We start from the raw sequence: 22,259 nt of genomic DNA, 5'->3' as shown, positions 1-22,259 counted from the left end.
GCGGCGCGCGTGGACCGGCATGCCCGTCCTTTGGCATACTGGCGCCATGCGCATCCCGATCCTTTCCCTTGCCGCCGCCCTGCACCTGTGCGCGGCGGCCCCCGTCCAGGCGGCGCCTGACGACGACGCCATCAGCCCGGACCGCCCGGGTTTCGCCAATCCGCCCGACGTCGTCGGCAAGGGCCGCCTGCAGCTCGAAGCCAGCGTGCAATGGGACCGCCGGCGCGCCGACGACCTCCACGAACGCGCCGTCTCCACGCCCACGCTGCTGCGCATCGGCGTGGGCGACGCGCTCGAACTGCGCCTGGAGACCGACGGCCGCGACGTGATCCACGACGTCGACCCGGCCAGCGGCGCGCGCACGACCACGACCGGCTACGCCGACACGGCGCTGGGCGTCAAGTGGCGCCTGGCGCAGCAGCAGGGCCTGCGGCCGGCGCTGGCGCTGCTGGGCGAGGTCGACCTGCCCAGCGGCACCCGGGAACTGCGCGGGCGCGGCGCGCGTCCGGCCGTCTACCTGCCGGCGAGCTGGGACCTCGACGCCGGCTGGAGCCTGCAGGCGATGCCCGGCGTGGGCACCGACAACGACGAGCGCGGGGCGCGCTACCGCTACGGCTTTTTGGCGCTGTCGCTCGGCAAGGAATTGTCGCAACGCTGGCAGGGGTTCGTGGAAGTCGCGGCGCCGCAGGTGGCGCGCGCGGAACATGGCGGGACGCAGGCGGCGGTCGACGGCGGCGTCACCTACCGGTTGTCGAAGGATTGCCAGCTCGACGCGTCGGTCGCGCATGGACTGAACAAGCGGACGCCGGACCTGAGCGTCGCATTCGGCGTGTCGATCCGCCGTTGAGCGCCGCCCGCCGTCGCCCCGGCGCAGCCTCACCGTCGCCCCGGCGCAGGCCGGGGCCCAAGCTTGCATGCTGCGCGGCTGCGCTTGAAGCATTGGGTCCCGGCCTGCGCCGGGACGACGGCTTTATGGAAGCGTTTCAGCCGGTATTGCGCAAGCCTGCCGCCACCCCGTTGATCGACAGGTGGATCCCGCGGTGTACCCGTTCGTCGACCTTGTCGGGGTCGCCGGACAGCGCGCGGTGGCGCTGGATCAGTTCCACCTGCAGGTGGTTCAGCGGGTCGATGTACGCCACGCGGTTCTGGATCGAGCGCGCCAGCAGCGGGTTGTTCACCAGGCGCTCGGTGTGGCCCGTGATCTGCTCCAGGCAGCGCAGCGTCTGCGCGTGCTCGGCCGCGATGCGCTTGAAGATGCGCTCGCGCAGTTCGGCGTCCGGCACCAGCTCGGCATAGCGCGAGGCGATCGGCAGGTCGGTCTTGGCCATCACCATGTCCATGTTCGACAGCAGCGTGGCGAAGAACGGCCATTCCCGGCCCATTTCCTGCAGCAGGGACAGCTCGCCGCCGTCGTCCAGCCAGCCGGCGAGGGCCGTGCCGACGCCGTACCAGCCCGTCAGCAGCAGGCGGCACTGGCCCCAGGAAAAGCCCCAGGGAATGGCGCGCAGGTCCTCGATGCGGCGCGTCGACTTGCGCGAGGCCGGGCGCGAACCGAGGTTCAGCTCGGCGATCTCGGCGATCGGCGTGGCGGCGAAGAAGTAGTCGGTGAAGCCGGGGGTTTCGTACACCAGGTCGCGGTAGGCCGTGTAGGCGCGCTGCGACAGGTCCGCCATCACGGCCTCGAAGCGCTGCAGGCGCTCGACGCGGGCGGCGTCGGCGCCGTGCGGCATCAGGCCCGCTTCGAGCGTCGCCGCCACCAGCAGTTCCAGGTTGCGCCGGCCGATCTCGGGATTGCTGAACTTCGAGGAAATGATCTCGCCCTGTTCGGTCAGGCGGATCTGGCCGTTCACCGTGCCCGGCGGCTGGGCCAGGATGGCGTCGTAGCTCGGGCCGCCGCCGCGGCCGACCGTGCCGCCGCGGCCGTGGAACAGGCGCAGCTTGACGCTGGCGTCGGCGAACACCTGCACCAGCTTGAGCTCGGCCTGGTACAGCTCCCAGTTCGAGGTCAGGAAGCCGCCGTCCTTGTTCGAGTCCGAGTAGCCCAGCATGACTTCCTGCAGGCGGCCCTGCTGCTCGATGACCTTGGCGACGATCGGCAGCGCCATCCACTCGGCCATGATGCCGGCGGCGCGCTGCAGGTCGGGAATGGTCTCGAACAGCGGGATCACCATCACCTCGCTCTGTTGCGCGGCCGGCCGCAGCAGGCCGGTTTCCTTCTGCAGCAGCAGGACTTCGAGCAGGTCGGACACGGTCTCGGTATGCGAGATGATGTAGTTGCGGATCGCGCGCGTGCCGTAGCGCCGGCGCACCTCGCGCGCGCAGCGCAGCACCTGCAGCTCGGATTCCGTCTCCTCGCCGTAGCTGGCGTAGGGCGTGTACAGGAGGCGCGGCTGGTCCAGTTCGGCCAGCAGCAGCCTGACCTTGGCCTCCTCGTCCAGCCCGGCGTAGTCGTCTTCCACGCCGGCGCGCGCGAACAGCTCGGCCAGCACGCGCTCGTGCACGTCCGAGCTCTGACGCATGTCGAGCGAGGCCAGGTGGAAGCCGAACACGCGCGCGGCGCGCACCAGGCCGTGCAGGCGCGGCAGGGCCAGGATGGCGCCGTGGTTGTCGGCCAGCGAATCGTCGACGATCTGCAGCTCGGCCTGGAATTCGGCCGGGTCGCCGTAGGGTTCGCCGTGGCCGACTTCCTTGCGCAGGATATTCGTCGCGCCCAGTTCGCGCGCGGTCGAGGCCAGGCGCGCGTAGATGCCGATCAGGGCGCGCCGGTACGGCTCGTCCTTGCGGTGCGGCGAGTGGTCAGGCGAGGCGTCGGCCAGCGCCAGCAGCGCGGGGCTGGCCGGCACCAGCAGCGTGGAGGTCGACAGCTCGGCGCCCAGCGCGTGCACTTCGTCGAGGTAGAAGTCGAAGATCGTGGTGGCGTGGCGCACCAGCGCGCGCTGCATCGTGTCGGCGTTGACGTTCGGGTTACCGTCGCGGTCGCCGCCGATCCAGCTGCCCATCTGCACGTAGGCGGCGTCGCCCAGCGCGGCCGCGGCGTCGGCGGGCGTGCCGCCGTAGTGCACGGCGATCTCTTCCTCGATGTCGTCGTACAGCGCGGGCAGCTCGCGCAGGAAGGTGATGCGGTAGTAGGACAGGGCGTTCTCGATCTCGTCGGCCACCGTCAGCTTTTCGTAGCGCAGCATGCGGGTCTGCCACAGCGTGGCGATGCGCGCCTGCAGCAGTTGCAGGTTGCGCGCCCGCTCCTTGGGCGTGAGCGGCATGTCGCGCTCGGCCAGCAGGCGCGCGATGTCGTGCTCGGCGTCCAGGATGCTCTTGCGCTGGACTTCGGTCGGGTGCGCGGTCAGCACCGGCGATACCAGGGCGTCGTGGAGAAAGGATTCCACCGTGTCCTTGGCGACGCCGGCGCCCTTGAGCTGCTCCAGCGCGTAGGCCACCGACGAGCGGTTCGGCTTCGCGCCGGCCAGCAGGTGGGCGCGGCGGCGGCGGATGTGGTGGCGGTCCTCGGCGATGTTGGCCAGGTGCGAGAAGTAGGAGAAGGCGCGCACGACCGAATTGGTCTGCTCGCGCGTGAGCTTGTGCAGCAGGGTGGTGAGTTCGACGCCGGCCTGCGGGTCGTCCTCGCGGCGGAAGCGCACGGCGGTCTGGCGGATGGTTTCGACGACGTCGAAGACCTCCTCGCCTTCCTGGTCGCGCACGACGTCGCCGAGCAGGCGGCCGAGCAGGCGGATGTCTTCCTTGAGCGGCGCGTCCTTGTCGGCGTCGGCGGCTGGGGCAATCGGGGCTTGGGCTTGCGCCTGGAGATCTTGTGCAGCAGGTTTGTCCATGGTGACCACTGGTTGAATTGTTCGGAACAACTAATCGGCAGTACTGAGGGTGGACGGGTTTCCCGTCCACGCGTCCAGGCGGCGTGTGTCGGACGCGTGGACGGGGGAACCCGTCCACCCTACGGGACGGGTTCGTGTTGGCGCATGCTAGAATTTATGATCAGCGGCAGGCGCCCACCAACGTCGGCCGATCCAGGCACAACGACAGTGAAAGAATCCGTTTTGAACTCCAACGACACGACCCAGAAGCTCCCCGCGACACTGACCATCGCATCGCGCGAGAGCCGCCTGGCCATGTGGCAGGCCACGCACGTGCGCGACCGGCTCGCGGCATTATATCCGCAGTGCCAGATCGACATCCTCGGCATGACGACGCGTGGCGACCAGATCCTCGACAAGACCCTGTCCAAGGTCGGCGGCAAGGGCCTGTTCGTCAAGGAACTCGAGGTCGCCATGGCCGACGGGCGCGCCGACCTGGCCGTGCACTCGCTCAAGGACGTGCCGATGGAGCTGCCGGAGGGCTTCGCGCTGGCCGCCGTGCTCGAGCGCGAGGACCCGCGCGACGCCTTCGTGTCGAACGACTTCGACAGCCTCGCCGGCCTGCCCGCCGGCAGCATCGTCGGCACCAGCAGCCTGCGCCGCCAGGCCCTGATCGCCGCCAGGTATCCGCAACTGGTCGTCAAGCCGCTGCGCGGCAACCTCGACACCCGCCTCGGCAAGCTCGATCGTGGCGACTACGCCGCCATCATCCTGGCCGCCGCCGGCCTCAAGCGCCTGGGCCTGGAACGCCGCATCCGCGCCTACCTGTCGACCGACGACAGCCTGCCGGCCGCCGGCCAGGGCGCGATGGCGATCGAGATCGTGGCCGGGCCGCGCGCCGACGGCGTCGACCTGGTGGCGCTGCTGTCGCCGCTGAACCACGAACCCACGGCGCACGCGGTGCGCGCCGAGCGCCAGGTGTCGCGCTTCTTCGGCGCCAGCTGCCAGATCCCGCTGGCGGCGCACGCCACCGTCGACGGCGCCACGATGGCACTGCGCGCCATGGTCGGCACGCCGGACGGCCGCCGCCACGCGCTCGCCAGCGCCTCCGGCCCGGCAGCGCTGCCGGAAGCGCTGGGCGACCAGGTCTCGCAGCTGCTCGAGCGGCAGGATGCGGCCGGGATCCTGGCCGAATGCAAGGCCGAGGCAGTGGCCGACTCCGTGGCTGACCCCGCCGGCGATGCCGGGAATGCCTGACGCGGTCGTCATCACCCGTCCCCGCCAGCAGGCCGAGCCGCTGGCCCGCGCGGTGGCCGCCCTCGGCCGCACGCCGGTGCTGCTGCCGCTGCTGGACATTGCGCCGATCGCCGACCAGGCCGGCCTGAAGGCGGTGCTGGACGGGCTGGACGGGTATGCGCTGGTCGCCTTCGTGTCGCCCAACGCGGTCGACGCCGCGCTGGCGCACGTGCGCCGCTGGCCGGCCGGCGTCCCGATCGCCGTGGTGGGCGAGGGCAGCCGCGCCGCGCTGGCGCGCCACGGCATCACCGAGGCCGACGTCGCCATCCACTGCCCGCGCGATCCCGCGCACAGCGATTCCGAACACCTGCTGCAGGCGCTCGACCTGGCGCGGCTGCGCGGGCGCCGCGTGCTGGTGGTGCGCGGCGAGAGCGGGCGCGAGCTGTTGCCGGACGCGTTGCGCGCGGCCGGCGCCGAGGTCGAGACGGTGGCCGCCTACCGCCGCGCCGTGCCGGCCCTGACGCCGGAGCTGGCGGACGCGCTGCGCGACCTGCTGGGACGGCGCTGCGACTGGATCGTCACCAGCTCCGAGGCGCTGCGCGGCCTGGTCGGGATGGTGGAACGGCTTGACGGTCCATCAAGTGTGGCGATATTGCAACAACACCACCTGGTCGTGCCCCACGCCAGGATCGCGGAAACCGCACGGGCGCTGGGTTTCGGGCGGATTACCCTGACCGGGTCCGGCGACGAGCGCCTGCTTGCCGCGTTACAATCACGAGCATGAACGAATTGCCCAACAACCCCGAACACGCGAACGTGGCCGCGCCGGCACCCGCGGCACCCGCGGCCCCGGCCGCGCCGGCCGCCGAGCCGCGCGTGCCCGACGCGCCCGGCCTGTTCCAGAAGCCGCAGAACATCGCCATCCTCGCGCTGGCGGTGCTGCTGGCGCTGCAGACCTGGTCGACCCACAGCCGCTTCAACAAGCTGCGCGAGGACGTCGCGCGCACGCTGCAGAAGGACAGCGCGTCCAACGCCGAGACGGCGCAGCTGGTGCGCGACACCCAGGAGACGGCCAAGGAACTGCAGGTCAAGGTCGGCGTGCTGGAAAACCGCCAGGCCGAGTCGCAGAGCCAGCAGGCCGCGCTCGAGCAGATGTACCAGGACGTGTCGAAGAACCGCGACGAATGGGCGCTGTCCGAGATCGAGCAGGTGCTGTCCACCGCCAGCCAGCAGCTGCAGCTGGCGGGCAACGTGCAGGGCGCGCTGATCGCCCTGCAGAACGCCGACCGCTCGCTGTCGCGCTCCGACAAGCCGCAGTTCATCACGATCCGCCGCGCCATCGCGCGCGACATCGACAAGCTGAAGGCGCTGCCGGCCGTCGACCAGGCCGGCATCGCCCTGCGCCTGGACAACGTCATCTCGCAGATCGATGCGCTACCGCTGCTGTCCGACGAAAAACCGGCCGAGCCGATCGCGCCGACGCGCGTGAATCCGCCGGCCCGCGCCGGCGCGGGCAAGGCCGCCGCTCCCGCCGTCGCGGCCGCGCCGGCGCCGGCACTGACGCTGGGCCAGCGCGTCACCGCGACCTGGCGCAACTGGAGCCAGGAGATGTGGGACGACATGCGCCAGCTGATCCGCGTGCGCACGGTGGACACGCCGGAAGCGCTGATGCTGTCGCCGAGCGAATCGTATTTCGTGCGCGAGAACCTGAAACTGCGCCTGCTGAACGCGCGCCTGGCGCTGCTGTCGCGCAACGAAGGCACGTTCCGCGACGACCTCGCCACCGCGCAGCAGATGGTGCTCAAGTATTTCGACACCAAGGCGCGTTCGACCCAGACCGTGCAGGGCCTGCTGCGCCAAGTCCAGGCCAACAATGTCTCGATCGACGTGCCGGACCTGTCCGAAAGCCTGAACGCCGTGCGCAACTACAAATCGAAGCCCTAGGCCCATGCGTTTACTTCTCTGGTTAGTCGCCCTGATGGCCACGGCGATCGGGATCGCCGTGACCGCCCGCTTCAACCCCGGCAACGTGGTGTTCTTCTACCCGCCGCACCGGATCGACCTGTCGCTGAACCTGTTCGTGGTGCTGGCGGCGCTGCTGTTCCTGCTGCTCTACGGCCTGGCGCGCGCCGTGCGCTCCACGCTGCGCATGCCCGAGCGCGTGGCCGCGTACCGCCAGCGCAAGCGCGAGCGCGAAGCGAACAAGGGCTTGCGCGACGCGCTCAAGGCGCTGTTCGAAGGCCGCTTCGGCCACGCCGAGAAGGCCGCCATGCGCGCCGCCGACCTGCCCGAAAACGCCGGCCTGGCCGCCCTGATCGGCGCCCGCGCCGCGCATCGCATGCGCGAGCCGGCGCGGCGCGACGCCTGGCTGGCCGGCATCGCCTCCGACAACGCCATGAAGACGGCGCGCCTGATGACGGTGACCGAACTGCTGGTCGACGACCACAAGCCGGAAGGGGCGCTGGAGGCGGTGGCGGAACTGAACGCCAGCGGCCAGCGCCACATCCACGCGCTGCAGTGGGCGATGAAGGCCAACCAGCAGGCGCGCAACTGGCCCGAGGTGCTGCGCCTGGTGCGCACGCTGGACAAGCGCAACGCCCTGCATCCGGCCTTGTCCAGCCGCCTGCGCGAACTGGCCTACGAGGCGCTGCTGGGCGAGGGCGGCCACGATGCCGAATCGATCCGCGGCGTCTGGGCCGGCGTGCCCGCCGCCGACCGCCTGCAGCCCGCCATCGCGGCGCGCGCCGCCGCCGCCTTCAATGCGCGCGGCCTGCACGACGAGGCGCGCGTGATCGTCGAGGATGCGCTCAAGGCCGGCTGGGACGAGCGTGTCGTGCGCGCCTACCGCGACGCCGCCGGCCCGGAAGGCTCGCCCACGCTGCTGGCCCAGATCGAGCGCTGCGAAGCCTGGCTGCGCGAGCATCCGGGCGACGCGGAACTGGCATTGACGCTCGGTTCGCTGTGCCTGCGCCAGAAACTGTGGGGCAAGGCGCAGCGTTACCTGGAGCAGGCGCTGTCCGACGCCACCGGGCCGGACGCCGTGCGCGAGGCGCACCTCAAGCTGGCCCAGCTGCACGAGGCGCTGGGGCAGCGGGAGCAGGCCGATTACCATTTCCGGCAGTGTGCGTTGGCGACGGTGTTGTAAGCAGCGCCGTGTCATCGTCGACAGCCTGGAAGATTATTTCTTCCAGGCTTTTTTATTGAAAGAATATGTCATCGTACTGGCGCGCTTCCAGTGCGTTGATGCGCGCGCAATGCGCGCTGGCATGGCACTGAATGTCCATGGTTTAGGGTTGGCATGAAATATTGCCAATCAATGGTAATTGTCGTGCTAATATCGATCCACTTCATTGCCTGGGCAATGAAGCCTCCGCTCTTCCCGGCATTACCACGCATGTGCCGCCATCAGGGGAAACCATGACAAGACAATGGATCGTCGTACCGTTATTGCTGGTCCTGACGCTGTTCGGGGCGATTGCCACCATCGATGTCTGGTTCCCATGGTTGGCGGAACTCAAGCCGAAGACGGAGATCGTGATCGACAAGGGAACGCGCAAGGAAGCGATCGACAGCTTGATCGCGCAACTGAATGCGCACTATGTCTTTCTCGAAAAAGCCAGGCAGCTGGAAGCGGTCTTGCGCCAGCACCTGCGCGAGGGCCGGTACGCGTCGATCACCGATGGCGAACGGTTCGCGGCGCAGCTGACGGACGATCTGCACAAGGTGGCCGACGACAAGCACATGATGGTGGAAGCCCGTGCCGAGGAAGTGCCGTACGACGGTGCAGACCCGCCCCAGCCGGTGTCGAAGGCGCAATGGGAACGACGCACCCCGCTCGCCATGCGCTTCCTTCTGGGCGTCGGCCTGAGCCTGGGGAAAGTTGGCGTGGCAAAAGTCGATCACATCGGGCACAACATCGGCTACCTGAAGCTGCCCGACTTTCCTCCCCCTTTCCTCATGGCCGAACGCTACGCCGCGGCGATGGACGAGCTGGCCGACACCGACGGCCTGATCGTGGACCTGCGCGACAATCGCGGCGGCGGACCGGCAACCGTCGCCTTGCTGGTCAGCTATTTCGTCGACCAGCGCACCCGCCTCAACGACCTCTGGGATCGTACGTCCGGCGTCACCACGGCGCAGTGGACAACCGACCGGCTCGACGGCAAGCGTTATGGCGGCAGCAGACCCGTCGTCGTCCTCGTCGGCCCCGATACCAAATCGGCGGGCGAAGACTTCGCCTACACGATGCAGGCAATGAAACGCGCCACGGTGCTGGGCGAACCGACCTGGGGCGGCGCCCACCCCAGCCGGCCCTATCGCCTCGGTGACCATTTTGCTGCCTGGATACCGGATCGCCGGACGATCAGTCCGATCACCCATGCCAACTGGGAGGGGACAGGCGTCATCCCGGACATTCCGGCAACGCAGGACAAGGCGCTGGCGGCGGCAAGGGAACTGTTGCAGCGGCGCATCGACGTGTCCGCGCACGTGGCCGTGCGCCATTGATTCGACAACAAGCGGCCGCCGACGAAACCGATGACCACTTCCCGCGAATTCGCACTGGCCGGCGCGACAACCAGGCTCGCCGTCCTGCTCGTCATGTCGTCGCTGGCGCTGGCCGGCGCGTTTGCCCTCAAGCCTCCCGCCGACGTCGTGCTCGACGGCGCCATGCGCCAGCAGACGATCGATGCGCTGGCTGTGGAACTGCACCGGCATTACGTGTTCCCCGACAAGGCAAGGCAGATCGAAACGCTGCTGCGCCAGCGGCTGCGGGACGGCAAGTACGATGCGATCGCCAACGGCATGCAATTCGCCGCGCAGCTCAGCGCCGACATGGCTGCCGTGGCCCACGATCTGCACATGAAGGTGCGGTTCAGTCCCGAGGTGCTGCGCCCCGGGCGCGAGCCGAATGTGGCGGCGAATGCGGCGGCGAATGCGGCGCCGGTCCGCAACGGCGGCGTCGAGGAGGTCCGCCGCCTGGGGCCTGCCATCGGCTATCTGCGGATCTCGGCATTTCCACCGCCGTCCCTTGTCGCGGCCAGGTACGCGTCCGCGCTGAACGCATTGGCCGACACCGATGCGCTCGTCATCGACGTGCGCGACAACCGCGGGGGCTCCCCCCAGTCGGTGGCGCTCTTGATCAGCTACTTCGTCGACCGGCGTACCCGTCTGAACGACATCTGGTCGCGCGACTCCGGCCAGACGCTGCAGTTCTGGACCGAAGACCGGCTCGACGGCAAACGCTATGGCGGCAAGAAACCCGTGATGATCCTGGCAGGCCCCCGCACCGCCTCGGCCGGCGAGGATTTCACCTACACGATGCAAGCACTGCAACGCGCCACCGTGGTCGGCGCGCGGACCTGGGGCGGCGCCCATCCGGTCGCCCCGTATCGCCTGGGCGACCATTTTTATGCCGCCATCCCGAACAGCCGCAGCATCAGCCCGATCACGCACACGAACTGGGAAGGCACGGGCGTCGCGCCCGACGTCGCGGTGGCCCCGGCCGAGGCGCTCGAGGTGGCGCTGGACAGGCTGCGGCGGCAGCGTGATGCCGGCCTGGCGCGTCGTGGCGCGAACTGACCGGCGATGGCGGCCCGGGCGGACGGCGCGCAATGCGGTCGTGCCCGCCAGCAGGTCCGGCGTGGCCCGGGCACCGGGCCCGCCAGGCCGTCGGCGCCGCCTTCGCGCCGGCCACGGCGGCGGCCGGTCGCCGCACCGGCCGGTCAGGCCACGGCGTCGGACGGCGCGGGCCGCCGCGCCAGCAGCTGGGACAGCCGCTGCAGGCCGGCCCGCAGGCGTCCACGGTCCTGGATGCTGCCCAGCGAGATCCGGATCGCATGCTCGGCGCCGCTGCCGGTGGCGAACGCCTCCGCCGGCGTGACGGCGATGCCCTCGCTGGCGGCGGCACGCGCAAGCTGGGCGGACCGCCAATACGCCGGCAGGGGAAGCCAGACATGCAGGCCGTCGCCGACGCCGTCGTACCGTCCCGCCAGGATGTCGCGCGCCATCCGGTGGCGCAGGCGCGCCTCCCGGCGCACCCCTTCCATCAAGCGCGCGGCCGAACCGTCCAGGATCCACTGGGTGGCCAGCGCGGCGGTCAGCGGCGTGGACATCGGGGCGAAGGCCCGCAGCGCGGCCAGGAAGCGTTCGCGTTCGTGCGGGTCGGGCACGAGCGCGAAGGCGACACGCAGGCCGGGCGTCAGGCATTTCGACAGCGTCGAGATGTACACCACCCGTTCCGGCGCGAACGTGGCGATGGGCGGGGGCGGGGCGGTGGCCAGGAGCCAGTAGGGGTCGTCCTCGACGATGCGCACGTCGTGGCGCTGCGCGATGGCGGCCAGCTCGCGGCGGCGCTGCGCCGGCATGGTGACGGTGGTCGGGTTCTGCAACGTCGGATTGAGGTAGACCAGCGCGGGCCGGTGCCGGCGGCAGGCTTCCTCGAGCATGGCGGGCGCCATCCCGTGCGCGTCGGCTTGCACCGCGACGATGCGCCGGCCGCACTGCGTGGCCACGGCGCCCAGGCCGGGATACCCGGTCGGCTCCGCCAGGATGACGTCGCCGGGCGCCGTCAGCGCGAGGACCAGCGCGGCGAGCGCCGCCTGCGCACCCGGACAGACGACGACGCATTGCGCATCCACCTGGCCGAACATCGGTGCGAGCCAGCGGGCGCCGGCCTTGCGGTCGGGGTCGCTTCCCCCGCCCAGGTGGTAATTCATCAGCGCCTGGTTATCCGCCCCCATCAGGACCTGGGACAGGCCCTGTTTCAGCATGTCGTCGAAGTCCACGCCGTCCGGCGGCGGCGGGGTGTTCATGCTCAGGTCGAGGACCGCGGTCAGTTCGACCTTCGGCGCCGCGACATAGGTGCCGCGGGCGCCACGGCCCTCCAGCAGGTTGCGGCGCCTGGCTTCGTCGTAGGCGCGCGTGACGGTCGTCAGGTCGACGTCGAGCCGTGCCGCCAGCGCGCGCTGCGGAGGCAGGCGGTCGCCCGGCTTCAGCGCGCCGCCCGCCACCGCCGCCTGCAACGCATCCGCAATCTGCAGGAAGCGCGGTCCGCCGTGCGCGGCCAGGCGCGGCAGCCAGGCGGGCAGGTCGTCGTCTTGTCGGGTTCTCAACTGGGACATTTTGTCTCGATGTATGGAAATTGCTTTCACGTAGTATGCCTTAGCGCGAGGGGCAGCGACGACGTGGATGGCTGCCGGGGGCGGGCCGTCGCGGTCGCGCTCCACGCGCTGGATGGTGTCGAGTCATGACTGGAATACGCAAAATGGAATGGATCCCGGTAGTTTTCGTTACGTTCAAGTTTCTCGTGCTGGGCACGGGGATGTTCTTCGCCGTCAAGTGGCACTACGACCAGGGGAAGAAGTCCCCGGACAAGGCGATCGAGCGGCGCGCGGTGCTGCGCGCGAGCGGCAAGGTGGCCGCGCTCTTCGTGCTGGCGCTCCTGGGCGTGGCACTGCTCGCCTACGTCATGATCAAGACGTTCGGCATGTCGTTGTAGGGACGTCGCGTCCATCCGGCGGCGCACCGGAAGGCCGTTCTTTCCGGGTTCCATTAGGATCTTGCGCACCGCACAAGGATGAAGCGATTCGTTATAATGGCTCCCTTTATTGTTTCTTCATCAAGCGAAGAAACGACGGATTCGAAACCAAGCCCGTAATCAAGGAAAACCCATGAGCCTGAACAACGTCAACGCCGGCCGCGATGTGCCGAACGATTTCAACGTCGTCATCGAGATCCCGATGAACGGCGATCCGATCAAGTACGAAGTGGACAAGGAATCCGGCGCGATCTTCGTCGACCGCTTCATGGGCACCGCCATGCACTACCCGTGCAACTACGGCTACATCCCGAACACCATCGCCGACGACGGCGACCCGTGCGACGTGCTGGTCATCACCCCGTTCCCGCTGCTGCCGGGCGTGGTGGTGCGCTGCCGCGTGCTGGGCGTGCTGAAGATGACCGACGAAGCCGGCGGCGACGCCAAGATCCTGGCCGTTCCGGTCGAGAAGCTGCTGCCGCTGTACGCCAACCTGAAGACGGTGGACGACGTGCCCGAACTGACCCTGCGCCAGATCCAGCACTTCTTCGAGCACTACAAGGACCTCGAGAAGGGCAAGTGGGTCAAGGTCGACGGCTGGGAAGGCCCGGACGCCGCCAAGGAAGAAATCGTGAACGGCGTGAAGGCATTCGAAGCCAAGCAGCAGTAAGCGCAGCCTCGCGCGGCGCGGCGTCCGGGACGGGGCGCCGCGGCGGCAGGAACAAGGCCGGCACCTTCGGGTGACCGGCCTTTTTTGTCGGTGGTCCGCGGGGCCGGCATGATGCAGGCATTCCGCGTGGCCCTCCCGCGTGGACCTCCCGCGTTGGCATCCCGTGTTGGCATCCGGGTGGGCACCGCGCTTGGGCAACGGGTAGGTAGCGGGTGGGCAGCGCATGGGCAGCACGTCGGCAGCGCGCCGCCGCCCACCCGCGATCGCCACGTTCACCAGCCGATGTCGCGCAGCAGCGGGAACGTCAGGTCGCGCGGCGGCGTGACGTCGTGCGTCAGGTCGGTGTTGATGGCCGGCTCCATCAGCTGGTTCGGGCGCGCTTCCGTCGTGTAGTGCGATACCGACGAGCCCGGCGAATAGGCGCCCGGCGTGTACAGCAGGATGCGTCCGGCGGCATCGGTCCCGGCCAGGCGCGCGCTGTCCAGGCCCAGGCTGGCGACCACGCCCGACTGCGTGCGCGCGCGCCGCTGCAGCGCCGCCTTGATGGTGGCGCCGTCGGCCTGGGTGACGCGCACCGACGGGATGGCGATGGTCGGGTCGCTGCCGCCCAGGCCGGCGACGTCGCCGGGCTGGTTGTCGGCCACCACCATGCCGAGCGCGCCGGCCGCCTGCACGTTACGCGCCTTGACCGTGAAGTCGCAGCCGCCGCCGCGGTCGACCAGGGCGATGTTGCCGCGCACCGCCAGCGCGTTCAGCGTGCCCAGCGGCTGGCAGGCATACCCGTTGCCGTCCGGCTGGTCGACCACCGGCATCAGCTGGCCGCGCACGGGCGGATTCGACAACGCCGGGCCGAACGTGGCGTCGCCCACGCCGTAGTTGCCGGCCGCCGTGCCCGCCGCCGGACCCGCGATGCCCAGGTTCGAGGCCGGTCCCAGCACCTGCGGCACGGCCGCCGTGACGATGGGGCCGTTCCAGGACAGGCCGCGCCAGGTGACCGCGGAGGCGGCGCGCTGGGCCGGCGTGCTCTCGACCCAGGTGCGGTTGTTGCGGTTGTCGAGCAGGTAGTAGTCCCAGATCGATGGGATGCCGAGGATTTCCTCGCCCGTCTCGTCGTCGGTGAAGGTCTGGAAGCCGAGGCCGTGGGCGAACTCGTGCAGCAGGACGGTGACGAGGTCGATGCCGTTGCCGAAGTTGCGGTCCAGGCCCAGGTAGAAGCCTTCGCCAGGCAGGCAGTCGGCGGACAGGCCCAGGCGCGAATTGAAGCGCGCGATGATGTGCGGCTGGCCCGGCGTGGCGACGTCCTCGCCCGCCAGCTTGCTGGCCAGCGCGGCCGGATACCAGGTCTCGGCGCGCGGGGCGTTGGGGAAGTCGGACCAGATCTCGTTGGCGCCGGCCGCGCCCAGCACGGCGCTGGTGGCCGTGCACGACAGCGGTTCGAAGGAGGCGCCGATGCGGATCGTGACGTCGCTCGTGAGCGTGGCGCCCCAGAGGTCGGCGGCGCGCTGGAAGGCGTTCAGGCGCTGCTGGCCCAGCGTGGTGCCGGGATTGCCGCCCACCGGGGCGACCGGCGTCGGGTCGTTGAAGCCGACGCCCGCCTCGTTCAGGTTGACGATGACGATGGTGGCCGCGGCGCGGGCGGCGCCGGCGCAGCAGGCCAGCGCCAGCGCGGCGGCCAGGGCGGCGAGCGGCCGGCGCAGGGACTGCAGGGACGGCAGGCGTTCAGCGGGTTGCATGGTCGTGCTCCTTGGCGTCGGGGGAGGGGCGGTGCAGGGCGTCCTGCGCGGCCTGTGCGCCGTGCACGCACTGGCTGGAGAGCTTGCCGTCGGCGTCGCGCGTGACGACGTCGTAGACCATCGACTTCTCGCCGAGGCGCACGCCGCGCGCGCCGGCGCGGCCGGCCACCACCTGCGGCGCGCGCGCCGCGCCGATGGCGGCATCGCGCGGCGTCTTCGCCCGCAGGGCGCGCGCCTCCTCGGCCGTGGGCGCGCGCAGCTTGCCGGTCTGCGGGTCGCGCACGACCACCATCCCTTCCTGGCCGCGATCCTGGCCGGGATCGTCTCCACCGACTTGGCCGTCCTGCAGGCCGGCGGCCCGGGCCTGCAGCGCGCAGGTGGCCAGCAGGCACAGCGCGGCGAGGGCGCCGGCGCGCAACATCATTGGCTTGGACATGGTTTCCTCCGTGATCGTCAGGATGCGCGGCGGCGCAGCGCCGGCAGCAGGCCCGCGCCCAGCGCCAGCATCAGCCAGGCGGACGGCTCGGGGACGGCCGTCACGACGCTGACCGTGTCCAGGCCCACATAGTTCAGGGTGTCGGCCGGTCCCAGGTAGCGGAAGGCGAAGCGGCCGCTGCCGTTTTCGGTGATGCTGGCGGTAAATTGCTGCCAGTCTTCGGGATAGCCGGCCGTGCCGCCGAGCGTGGCCAGCACGGTGTCGAAGCCGCTCGGGTCGGTGCCCGCGCCGGACGAGAAGCGCACCTCCAGCACGTCGTTGAAGCCGGGCGTGGCGTCGTGGCGCGTGTAGAAGCTCAGCAGGGTGGTGCCGGAGAGGTCCAGCGCGGGGGTGATCAGCCAGTTGTCGACGGTGCCGATGCCGTTGCCGGCGCCGAGGAAGTTGGCGGCGGCGTAGGAATCGCTTGGGCCGGCCTGGGCCGGGAACAGTTGCGCGTTGCCCTGGAACCATCCGCTGCCCGGCGGCACGCTGGCATTGACCTGTACCCATCCGTCCAGGCCGGCGACGCTGGCGAAGCCTTCGTTGAGTATCTCGACCCCGGCCGCCTGCGCGGCCGTGGCGCCCAGCACGGACAGCGAAAGCGCCGCTGCCGCACCTAAGGTTTTCACGGGTTTCATGGGAGCCCTTTCATTGGAGCCAGTAAAGAGGGGGACGCGGGTGGGGCGCTCGCGCTGGCCGGTCGCCGAGCCCTACCCGCCCATCATAGGAATCGCGTGGGCGAGCGGCTTGATCTTTGGCTAATGGATGGGCTGGATGAAGGAAGTCGTGTGAGGTAGTACTTGCGGTGGCGTACGGTGCGCACGGGGTGCGCACCGTACGGAGGCGCGGGCATGCACGGCGCGCGAAGGTTCGAATGCCGGTTGGACGCGTGGACGGGGAACCCGTCCACGCGACGCATCAAGGCCGGCGGAACCGCCGCAGGCGCAGCTTGCCCACGATCCCGACCGGGAAGAAGTAGACCGACAGGATGAACAGCACGCCCAGCCACAGCAGCCAGCGGTCGGGGTGCAGGGCGGCCGCCAGCAGCGGCACGCCGGCCAGGGCGTCGGAAGCGTGCCCCATCAGCGCCTTCAGGTAGTTCTGCGCCAGGATGAACAGCGTGGCGCCCACCACCGCGCCGTACATCGTCCCCATGCCGCCGATCACGACGATCAGCAGGATGTCGGTCATGACCTCGAAGCCGAGCATCGTCTTGGGGCCGACGTAGCGCAGCCACAGCGCCATCAGCGCGCCGGCCAGCGCCGCCACCACGGCCGCCAGCACGTTGGCCCAGATGCGGTAGACCACCGTGCGGTAGCCCAGCGCCTCGGCGCGGAACTCGTTCTCGCGGATCGCCTGCAGCACGCGGCCGAACGGCGAGTTCACGAGGCGCAGCAGGAACAGGAACAGCAGCGCGCAGCCGAGGAACACCACGTAGTACGTGACCAGGCGGCCGTCGAGCGCGCGTCCGAACACCTCGCCGTCGAGCAGCGTGAAGCCGGGCGTCAGCACTTCCGGCACGCCGAACGTGCGCCCGTCCTCGCCGCCGGTGAAGTCGGACAGCTGCGAGGCCAGCACCGCGAACGAGGCCGACACGGCCAGCGTGATCATCGAGTAGAAGATGGCGCGCACGCGCAGCGCGAACAGGCCGATGACGAGGGCCAGCGCCACCGTCAGCGCCAGCGCGATCGCCAGGCCGGCCAGCATGACGCCCCAGGTGGGTTCGTCGACGCTGGCCAGCCCGATGCCGATGCCGTAGGCGCCGATGCCGTAGAACATGGTGTGGGCGAAGGAGACGATGCCGGTATAGCCCAGCAGCAGGTCGTAGGACGCCACCAGCACGATGTAGATGCAGATGGTAGCCGCCGTGTTGAGCGGCCGCGCGCCGGAAAACAGGAAGGGCGCCAGCAGCAGGCCCAGCACGATGACGGCGAGCAGCGCCGCCAGGATGCGGCTGCGCGGCAGGTCGCCGGACAGGAACTTGATCAGCATGCTAGTTGCGTCCTTTCACGTACAGGCCGGCCGGGCGCCACAGCAGGATGGCGATCATCAGCACGATGTTCGACACCAGCGCGAACTTCGGCGCCAGGAAGCCGGCGTAGTTGGCGATCAGCGCCATCAGCAGCGCGCCGATGAAGCAGCCGCCGACCGACCCCAGGCCGCCGATGATGATGACGATGAACACCATCACCGTCACCTCGCTGCCCATGTGCGCCACCAGGTTTTCCTTGTACAGGCCCCACATGGCGCCGCCCAGGCCGGCCAGCGCCGAGCCGGCCGCGAACACGCCGACGAACAGGCGGCGGATGCGGTAGCCCATCGCCTCGACCATCTCGCCGTTCTCGACGCCGGCGCGGATCAGGAGGCCGATGCGGGTGCGGTTCAGCGTGAGGAACATGGCGGCGAACACCACCAGCCCGACGACGACGGCGAGCAGCCGGTATTTCTCGACGGCGGCGTCGCCCAGGAAGATGGCGCCGCGCAGCGCCGTCGGCATCGGCAGCGCGATCTGCTCGGCGCCCCAGATCACGTTGATCAGCTGTTCCGACACGATCATGCCGCCCATCGTGATCAGGATCTGCTTGAGGTGCTGGCCGTAGACCGGCATGATGACGATGCGCTCGAACGCCCAGCCGAGCAGCGCGGTGACGACCATCGCGACCGTCATGGCCAGGCCCAGCACGCCGAGGTTGGCGGCCAGCGAATCCATCTCGAGCCAGCCGCGCATCGGCAGCAGCACCAGGGTGGCGGAAAAGGCCCCGACCGAGATGAAGGCGCCGTGGCCGAAGTTCAGCACGCTCATCAGGCCGAACACGAGGGTCAGGCCGCTGGCCATGATGAAGATCATCATGCCCATGGCCAGGCCGGCGACGGTCAGCGTGACCCAGGTGGGCAGGCTGACGAAGGGCAGTACGGCCAGCGCGACCGCCGGCACCAGCAGCAGCGGCGCGACGTCGCGCCGGGCCGCCGGCAGGGGCGCGTCGGCCTGGGTGATGGGTAAAGTGGCACTCATTCTTTCATTCCTTGTATCTAGGGTCCGCTGGGTTCCTGCGTAGGGGTCGGAGCCCGGTGTTGATTTCCGAGGGCTCTGACCCCGGTGTTTGCCGGAGCCCGTGGGGTGCGCATCGCATGCCGGCATGACGCGGACGTCCTCGTCATTGGTGCGCATCGAGCGACAGCCCCAGCAGGCGCTGCTGCAGCGCGGCGTCGTCGGCCAGGTCGCGCATCGTACCCGCGTGCACGACGCGGCCGTCGTCCATCACCGCCACGCCGTCGCCCAGCGTGCGCACGAAGTTGAAGTTCTGCTCGACCAGCAGGATCGTCGTGCTGGTGTCCTTGAGTTCGCGGAACGCCATCATCAGGCTCTGCACGATGGCCGGGGCCAGGCCCTTGGTCGGCTCGTCCACCAGCAGCAGCTTGCGCGGCGCGACGATCGCGCGGGCGATCGCCACCATCTGCTTCTGGCCGCCGGACAGGTTCCCCGCCGGGGTGTTCCAGAATTTCTTCAGGGCGGGGAAGAAGCCGCAGATCCAGTCGACGCGCGCCTGGTCGAGCGGGCCGTCGCGCGCCGCGAGATACAGGTTCTCGCGCACCGTCAGTTCCGAGAACACGGCCATGCTCTCCGGGACGTAGGCGATGCCGGCGCGCGCGATGTCGGGCGTGGACAGGTTGGTGATGTCGCGGCCGTCGAACACGATGCTGCCGGCGCTGGCCTTCCACAGGCCCATGATGGTGCGCAGCGTGGTGGTCTTGCCGGCGCCGTTGCGGCCCAGCAGGACGGCCAGGCCGCCGCGCGGCACGGCCAGGTCGACGCCCTGCAGGATGTGGTACTGGCCGATGTGCGTGTGCACGCCGGACAGGGTCAGGATGGGTTCATGCATGTTCCGGTACCCCGAGATAGGCTTCCTGCACGATCTTCGACTGCATGACCGCGGCCGGCTCGCCGTCGGCCACCAGCGTGCCGTTGTGCAGCACGACGATGCGGTCGGCCAGCGCGCGCACCACGTCCGTCTTGTGCTCGACCAGCAGCACCGTGCGCTGGCGCTCGGCCTTGACCTGGTGGATCAGGTCGAGCACCACCGGCACCTCGTCCACGCTCATGCCGGCGGTGGGTTCGTCGAACATCAGGATCGCGGGTTCGAGCGCCAGCAGGATCGCCACTTCCAGCTTGCGCTGGTCGCCGTGCGACAGGGTGCCGACCCAGGCGTCGCGCTTGTCCATCATGGCCACGCGCTCCAGGTAGTGCTCGGCGCGCGCGATGACGTCGCGGTGCGCCGACCAGACCGACAGCATGCGCATGCCGATGCCGGCGCGGCTCTGCACGGCCAGGCGCACGTTTTCCATCACGCTCAGGTGCGGGAACAGGTTGGTGAGCTGGAAGGCGCGGCCGACGCCCATGCGGGTGCGGCGCGCCGGGCCGTGGCGGGTCACGTCGCGGCCGTCCAGGAACACCTGGCCGGACGTGGCCGCGAGCTGGCCCGACACCAGGTTGAAGTAGGTGGTCTTGCCGGCGCCGTTCGGGCCGACGATGACCGTCAGCGTGCCCGGGTAGAAGTCGGCCGTCACCGCGTTCACCGCGACGTGGCCGCCGAAGCGGATCGTCAGGTCGCGGGTGGACAGCGACGGCTGCGCCGGGGTGCGATGCGAAGATGCGTGCATCGTGCGGTCAGCGCTTGTTCTTCACCGGCAGCGGCAGTTCCGACGCCGGAATCTCGCGCACCAGTTCCAGCAGGTCCCATTCGTTCTTCTGGTCCTTCTTGATGCGGAAGTGGTACATCGGCTGCAGCGCCTGGTGGTCTTCCTTGCGGAACGTCATCACTCCCTTGGGCGTCTCGAAGTTCATGCCTTCCATCGCCGCGACCAGCTGCTCGCTGTTGGCCGACGGGACCTTGGTCAGCGCCGCCACGACGGCGCCCGCGGCCGCCATGCCGCCGGCCGTGAACATGTCGGGCGGGGCCTTGTAGCGCTTCATGTGCTCGGCCACGAACCAGTCGTTCATCTTGTTCTTCGGGAAGCCGTAGTAATAGAAGATGGTGCCCTCGGTGCCGGCGTAGGCCTTCCAGGTCTTCATGACCGGCAGCAGGTTGCCGCCCGGCGCCAGCGCGATGCCGTAGCGGCCCGGCTGCATGTCGGCGATCTTGTTCATCGGGTTCGGGCCGGCCCAGACGATCGACAGGATGCGCGGCTGCGGCTTGTCCTTCAGGGCGTCGAACAGGCGCTGGGTCGGGGCGGTGAAGTCGGTCGACGCGGCCGGCGCGTATTCCTCGTGCACGACCTTGACCTTGCTGCCGGTGGCGGCCAGCGCTTCCTTGCCGGCCTTGATGGCGTCGCGCCCGAAGGCGTAGTCCTGCGCCAGGAAGGCCACGCTGCCGCTCTTGAGCGTGGACGCCGCGGCCAGCGCGTCCTGCATCGAGCTGCGCGCGGTGCGGAAGATGTACTTGTTCCACTTGGCGCCGGTGATCTCGTCGGCCACGGCCGGCTCGACGATCAGCACCTTCTTGTATTCCTTGGCGACCGGCAGCATCGCCAGCGCCGAGCCGGACGACGTCGTGCCGACCGCCAGGTCGACCTTGTCGTCGCCGTAGGCCTCGGCCAGCAGCGTGCGGCCCAGGTCCGGCTTGCCCTGGTCGTCCTTGACGATCACCTTGATCTTGCGGCCGTTGATTTCCATCTTGCCGCCGGTGAGGTATTCCAGGCCCATCATGAAGCCGACCTCGGTCTCCTTGGCATAGGCTTCGAGCTGGCCGGTCTTGCCGGCGATGAGGGCGACCTTGATGTCGGGCGCGGCGAAGGCGCTGCCGCCGGCGCCGGCGGCGAAGGCGGCCAGCAGGACCGCGGCGATGGGTTTGATGGTGTGCATGGTGTCTCCTTTACGCTGTGTTCTGTGTCCTGCGCTGTACTGCTGGCGTCAGGGTTGTTCGGCCAGGAAGCGGACGACCGCCTCCAGCGCGGCCGGCTCGGTCAGCATCGGCGCGTGGCCGACGCCCGGTACCTCGGCGTACTGCATGGCGGGCGCCGCGCGCCGCATCCAGGCGGCCTGGCGCGGTTCGACCAGGTCGGACAGCGCGCCGCGCACCAGCAGCACGGGGCGTTCGTGCGCCAGGCGGCGAAACGCCTTGCGCAGGGCCGGCGAGGTGGTCCTGAGTTTACCGGTTTGCATGGCCTTGGCAATGCCCGGGTCGTAGCGCGGCGCCAGCCGGCCGGCCGCGTCCGGGGCGAAGGCGCGGCGCGCCCACTTGGCCCACTCGGCCGGATCGTTGTCCGGAAACGCGCATGCGTTCAGGGCCTGCATGTGGGCGGCCGCCTCGTCCCAGGACGCGGGCGCGGCCTGGCGGCCCACGTAGCCGGCGATGCGCGCCAGGCCCTTGTGCGAGATCACGGGGCCGATGTCGTTCAGGACGGCGGCGGCGATCAGGTCGAGGTTGCGGCCGGCCAGCGTCATCGTGATCAGGCCGCCCATCGAGGTGCCGACGAAGATGGCGCGGCCGATGCCGAGCTGCGCCAGCAGGCGCTCGACGTCGTCGGCGTAGACCTGCGTGTTGTAGTTGTCCGGGTTGGCGTCGCGCGCCGAGTCGCCGCGGCCGCGCACGTCCGGGGCCAGCACGCGCCGTCCGAGGCCGGCGACGATCGGCGCGAACTCGTCGAAGTCGGCCGCGTTGCGGGTCAGGCCGTGGATACAGACGACCGGCAGGCGCCCGGGGGCGGCGGCCATGCCGGCAGGCGCGGCCGCGGTGGGCGCGTAGTCGCGCGCCTGCAGCGCCAGGCCGTCGCTGCCGGTATAACGGATGGAGGTGAATGGGGACAC

General features: G+C 69.8%; 20 protein-coding genes. 9 read left to right on the top strand and 11 right to left on the bottom strand.

Annotated features, from left to right (window positions below; genetic code table 11):
* Positions 1-46 precede the first annotated feature (46 nt).
* Positions 47-847, top strand: a complete 801-nt coding sequence (locus QZ749_RS03005; RefSeq protein WP_296943107.1) for a transporter — start codon at positions 47-49, stop codon at positions 845-847.
* A gap of 136 nt (positions 848-983) precedes the next feature.
* On the opposite strand, the gene ppc is transcribed toward QZ749_RS03005, so the two are convergent.
* Positions 984-3,824 (bottom strand): phosphoenolpyruvate carboxylase, encoded by a 2,841-nt coding sequence (gene ppc, locus QZ749_RS03000; RefSeq protein WP_296943105.1) that lies wholly within the window; start codon positions 3,822-3,824, stop codon positions 984-986.
* Between the two features lie 222 nt (positions 3,825-4,046).
* Between ppc and hemC the strand changes: the two genes are divergently transcribed.
* From hemC to QZ749_RS02970, 6 genes are all read left to right on the top strand, one after another.
* Entirely contained in the window at positions 4,047-5,060 is a 1,014-nt protein-coding gene (gene hemC, locus QZ749_RS02995) for a hydroxymethylbilane synthase (RefSeq protein ID WP_296943102.1), read from the top strand.
* Positions 5,053-5,823 carry a uroporphyrinogen-III synthase gene (locus tag QZ749_RS02990; protein WP_296943101.1) on the top strand — a complete coding sequence of 257 codons (771 nt, stop codon included), beginning with the start codon at positions 5,053-5,055 and terminating at the stop codon, positions 5,821-5,823. The genes hemC and QZ749_RS02990 overlap by 8 nt, the downstream gene beginning before the upstream one ends.
* Entirely contained in the window at positions 5,820-6,983 is a 1,164-nt protein-coding gene (locus tag QZ749_RS02985) for a uroporphyrinogen-III C-methyltransferase (protein ID WP_296943099.1), read from the top strand. The genes QZ749_RS02990 and QZ749_RS02985 overlap by 4 nt, the downstream gene beginning before the upstream one ends.
* Before the next feature lie 4 nt (positions 6,984-6,987).
* Entirely contained in the window at positions 6,988-8,184 is a 1,197-nt protein-coding gene (locus tag QZ749_RS02980; RefSeq protein WP_296943097.1) for a heme biosynthesis protein HemY, read from the top strand.
* A 272-nt stretch (positions 8,185-8,456) separates the two neighbouring features.
* Positions 8,457-9,545, top strand: a complete 1,089-nt coding sequence (locus tag QZ749_RS02975; protein ID WP_296943096.1) for a S41 family peptidase — start codon at positions 8,457-8,459, stop codon at positions 9,543-9,545.
* Between the two features lie 30 nt (positions 9,546-9,575).
* On the top strand, positions 9,576-10,619 hold the full coding sequence (locus tag QZ749_RS02970; RefSeq protein ID WP_296943095.1) for a S41 family peptidase: 1,044 nt from the start codon (positions 9,576-9,578) through the stop codon (positions 10,617-10,619).
* Between the two features lie 143 nt (positions 10,620-10,762).
* Here QZ749_RS02970 and QZ749_RS02965 read toward each other — a convergent pair whose 3' ends face one another.
* Positions 10,763-12,160, bottom strand: a complete 1,398-nt coding sequence (locus tag QZ749_RS02965) for a PLP-dependent aminotransferase family protein (protein ID WP_296943093.1) — start codon at positions 12,158-12,160, stop codon at positions 10,763-10,765.
* A 143-nt stretch (positions 12,161-12,303) separates the two neighbouring features.
* On the opposite strand from QZ749_RS02965, the gene QZ749_RS02960 reads away from it, so the two are divergent.
* Complete coding sequence (locus QZ749_RS02960) at positions 12,304-12,537, top strand: hypothetical protein (protein ID WP_296943091.1); 234 nt, start codon at positions 12,304-12,306, stop codon at positions 12,535-12,537.
* Positions 12,538-12,709: 172 nt separating this feature from the next.
* Positions 12,710-13,246: an inorganic diphosphatase gene (ppa, locus tag QZ749_RS02955; RefSeq protein ID WP_296943089.1), complete on the top strand. Its 537-nt coding sequence runs from the start codon at positions 12,710-12,712 to the stop codon at positions 13,244-13,246.
* A gap of 272 nt (positions 13,247-13,518) precedes the next feature.
* On the opposite strand, the gene QZ749_RS02950 is transcribed toward ppa, so the two are convergent.
* From QZ749_RS02950 to QZ749_RS02910, 9 genes are all read right to left on the bottom strand, one after another.
* Positions 13,519-14,979, bottom strand: a complete 1,461-nt coding sequence (locus QZ749_RS02950; protein ID WP_296943087.1) for a PA domain-containing protein — start codon at positions 14,977-14,979, stop codon at positions 13,519-13,521.
* Complete coding sequence (locus tag QZ749_RS02945; RefSeq protein WP_296943086.1) at positions 14,966-15,415, bottom strand: post-PEP-CTERM-1 domain-containing protein; 450 nt, start codon at positions 15,413-15,415, stop codon at positions 14,966-14,968. Before QZ749_RS02945 ends, QZ749_RS02950 begins: the two co-directional genes overlap by 14 nt.
* 17 nt (positions 15,416-15,432) lie before the next feature.
* Entirely contained in the window at positions 15,433-16,092 is a 660-nt protein-coding gene (locus QZ749_RS02940; protein ID WP_296943084.1) for a choice-of-anchor J family PEP-CTERM protein, read from the bottom strand.
* 280 nt (positions 16,093-16,372) lie between these two features.
* On the bottom strand, positions 16,373-17,446 hold the full coding sequence (locus QZ749_RS02935; RefSeq protein ID WP_296943082.1) for a branched-chain amino acid ABC transporter permease: 1,074 nt from the start codon (positions 17,444-17,446) through the stop codon (positions 16,373-16,375).
* A gap of 1 nt (position 17,447) precedes the next feature.
* Entirely contained in the window at positions 17,448-18,467 is a 1,020-nt protein-coding gene (locus QZ749_RS02930; protein ID WP_296943080.1) for a branched-chain amino acid ABC transporter permease, read from the bottom strand.
* Between the two features lie 142 nt (positions 18,468-18,609).
* Positions 18,610-19,335: an ABC transporter ATP-binding protein gene (locus QZ749_RS02925; RefSeq protein ID WP_296943078.1), complete on the bottom strand. Its 726-nt coding sequence runs from the start codon at positions 19,333-19,335 to the stop codon at positions 18,610-18,612.
* The gene (locus QZ749_RS02920; RefSeq protein ID WP_296943077.1) at positions 19,328-20,113 is read right to left on the bottom strand and encodes an ABC transporter ATP-binding protein; all 786 of its coding nucleotides are present in this window, start codon (positions 20,111-20,113) and stop codon (positions 19,328-19,330) included. Before QZ749_RS02920 ends, QZ749_RS02925 begins: the two co-directional genes overlap by 8 nt.
* 7 nt (positions 20,114-20,120) lie before the next feature.
* Positions 20,121-21,314, bottom strand: a complete 1,194-nt coding sequence (locus QZ749_RS02915) for a substrate-binding domain-containing protein (RefSeq protein ID WP_296943075.1) — start codon at positions 21,312-21,314, stop codon at positions 20,121-20,123.
* 48 nt (positions 21,315-21,362) lie between these two features.
* The gene (locus tag QZ749_RS02910; protein ID WP_296943073.1) at positions 21,363-22,259 is read right to left on the bottom strand and encodes an alpha/beta fold hydrolase; all 897 of its coding nucleotides are present in this window, start codon (positions 22,257-22,259) and stop codon (positions 21,363-21,365) included.

The organism is uncultured Massilia sp. (assembly GCF_913773735.1).
Classification (GTDB): Bacteria; Pseudomonadota; Gammaproteobacteria; order Burkholderiales; family Burkholderiaceae_D; genus Telluria.
The sequence above is the reverse complement of the archived record's forward strand: the minus strand, read 5'-3'. Positions and strand labels throughout refer to the sequence as shown.

What these genes read in the sequence shown, in the direction of transcription:
- QZ749_RS02960 (WP_296943091.1), top strand. Translation starts at nt 12,304, where the DNA reads ATGGAATGGATCCCGGTAGTTTTCGTTACGTTCAAGTTTCTCGTGCTG.
- QZ749_RS02930 (WP_296943080.1), bottom strand. Translation starts at nt 18,467, where the DNA reads ATGAGTGCCACTTTACCCATCACCCAGGCCGACGCGCCCCTGCCGGCG.
- QZ749_RS02945 (WP_296943086.1), bottom strand. Translation starts at nt 15,415, where the DNA reads ATGTCCAAGCCAATGATGTTGCGCGCCGGCGCCCTCGCCGCGCTGTGC.
- QZ749_RS02965 (WP_296943093.1), bottom strand. Translation starts at nt 12,160, where the DNA reads ATGTCCCAGTTGAGAACCCGACAAGACGACGACCTGCCCGCCTGGCTG.
- QZ749_RS02970 (WP_296943095.1), top strand. Translation starts at nt 9,576, where the DNA reads ATGACCACTTCCCGCGAATTCGCACTGGCCGGCGCGACAACCAGGCTC.
- QZ749_RS03005 (WP_296943107.1), top strand. Translation starts at nt 47, where the DNA reads ATGCGCATCCCGATCCTTTCCCTTGCCGCCGCCCTGCACCTGTGCGCG.
- QZ749_RS02940 (WP_296943084.1), bottom strand. Translation starts at nt 16,092, where the DNA reads ATGAAACCCGTGAAAACCTTAGGTGCGGCAGCGGCGCTTTCGCTGTCC.
- QZ749_RS02975 (WP_296943096.1), top strand. Translation starts at nt 8,457, where the DNA reads ATGACAAGACAATGGATCGTCGTACCGTTATTGCTGGTCCTGACGCTG.
- QZ749_RS02935 (WP_296943082.1), bottom strand. Translation starts at nt 17,446, where the DNA reads ATGCTGATCAAGTTCCTGTCCGGCGACCTGCCGCGCAGCCGCATCCTG.
- QZ749_RS02990 (WP_296943101.1), top strand. Translation starts at nt 5,053, where the DNA reads ATGCCTGACGCGGTCGTCATCACCCGTCCCCGCCAGCAGGCCGAGCCG.
- QZ749_RS02915 (WP_296943075.1), bottom strand. Translation starts at nt 21,314, where the DNA reads ATGCACACCATCAAACCCATCGCCGCGGTCCTGCTGGCCGCCTTCGCC.
- QZ749_RS02980 (WP_296943097.1), top strand. Translation starts at nt 6,988, where the DNA reads ATGCGTTTACTTCTCTGGTTAGTCGCCCTGATGGCCACGGCGATCGGG.
- ppc (WP_296943105.1), bottom strand. Translation starts at nt 3,824, where the DNA reads ATGGACAAACCTGCTGCACAAGATCTCCAGGCGCAAGCCCAAGCCCCG.
- QZ749_RS02985 (WP_296943099.1), top strand. Translation starts at nt 5,820, where the DNA reads ATGAACGAATTGCCCAACAACCCCGAACACGCGAACGTGGCCGCGCCG.
- QZ749_RS02950 (WP_296943087.1), bottom strand. Translation starts at nt 14,979, where the DNA reads ATGCAACCCGCTGAACGCCTGCCGTCCCTGCAGTCCCTGCGCCGGCCG.
- QZ749_RS02920 (WP_296943077.1), bottom strand. Translation starts at nt 20,113, where the DNA reads ATGCACGCATCTTCGCATCGCACCCCGGCGCAGCCGTCGCTGTCCACC.
- QZ749_RS02925 (WP_296943078.1), bottom strand. Translation starts at nt 19,335, where the DNA reads ATGCATGAACCCATCCTGACCCTGTCCGGCGTGCACACGCACATCGGC.
- ppa (WP_296943089.1), top strand. Translation starts at nt 12,710, where the DNA reads ATGAGCCTGAACAACGTCAACGCCGGCCGCGATGTGCCGAACGATTTC.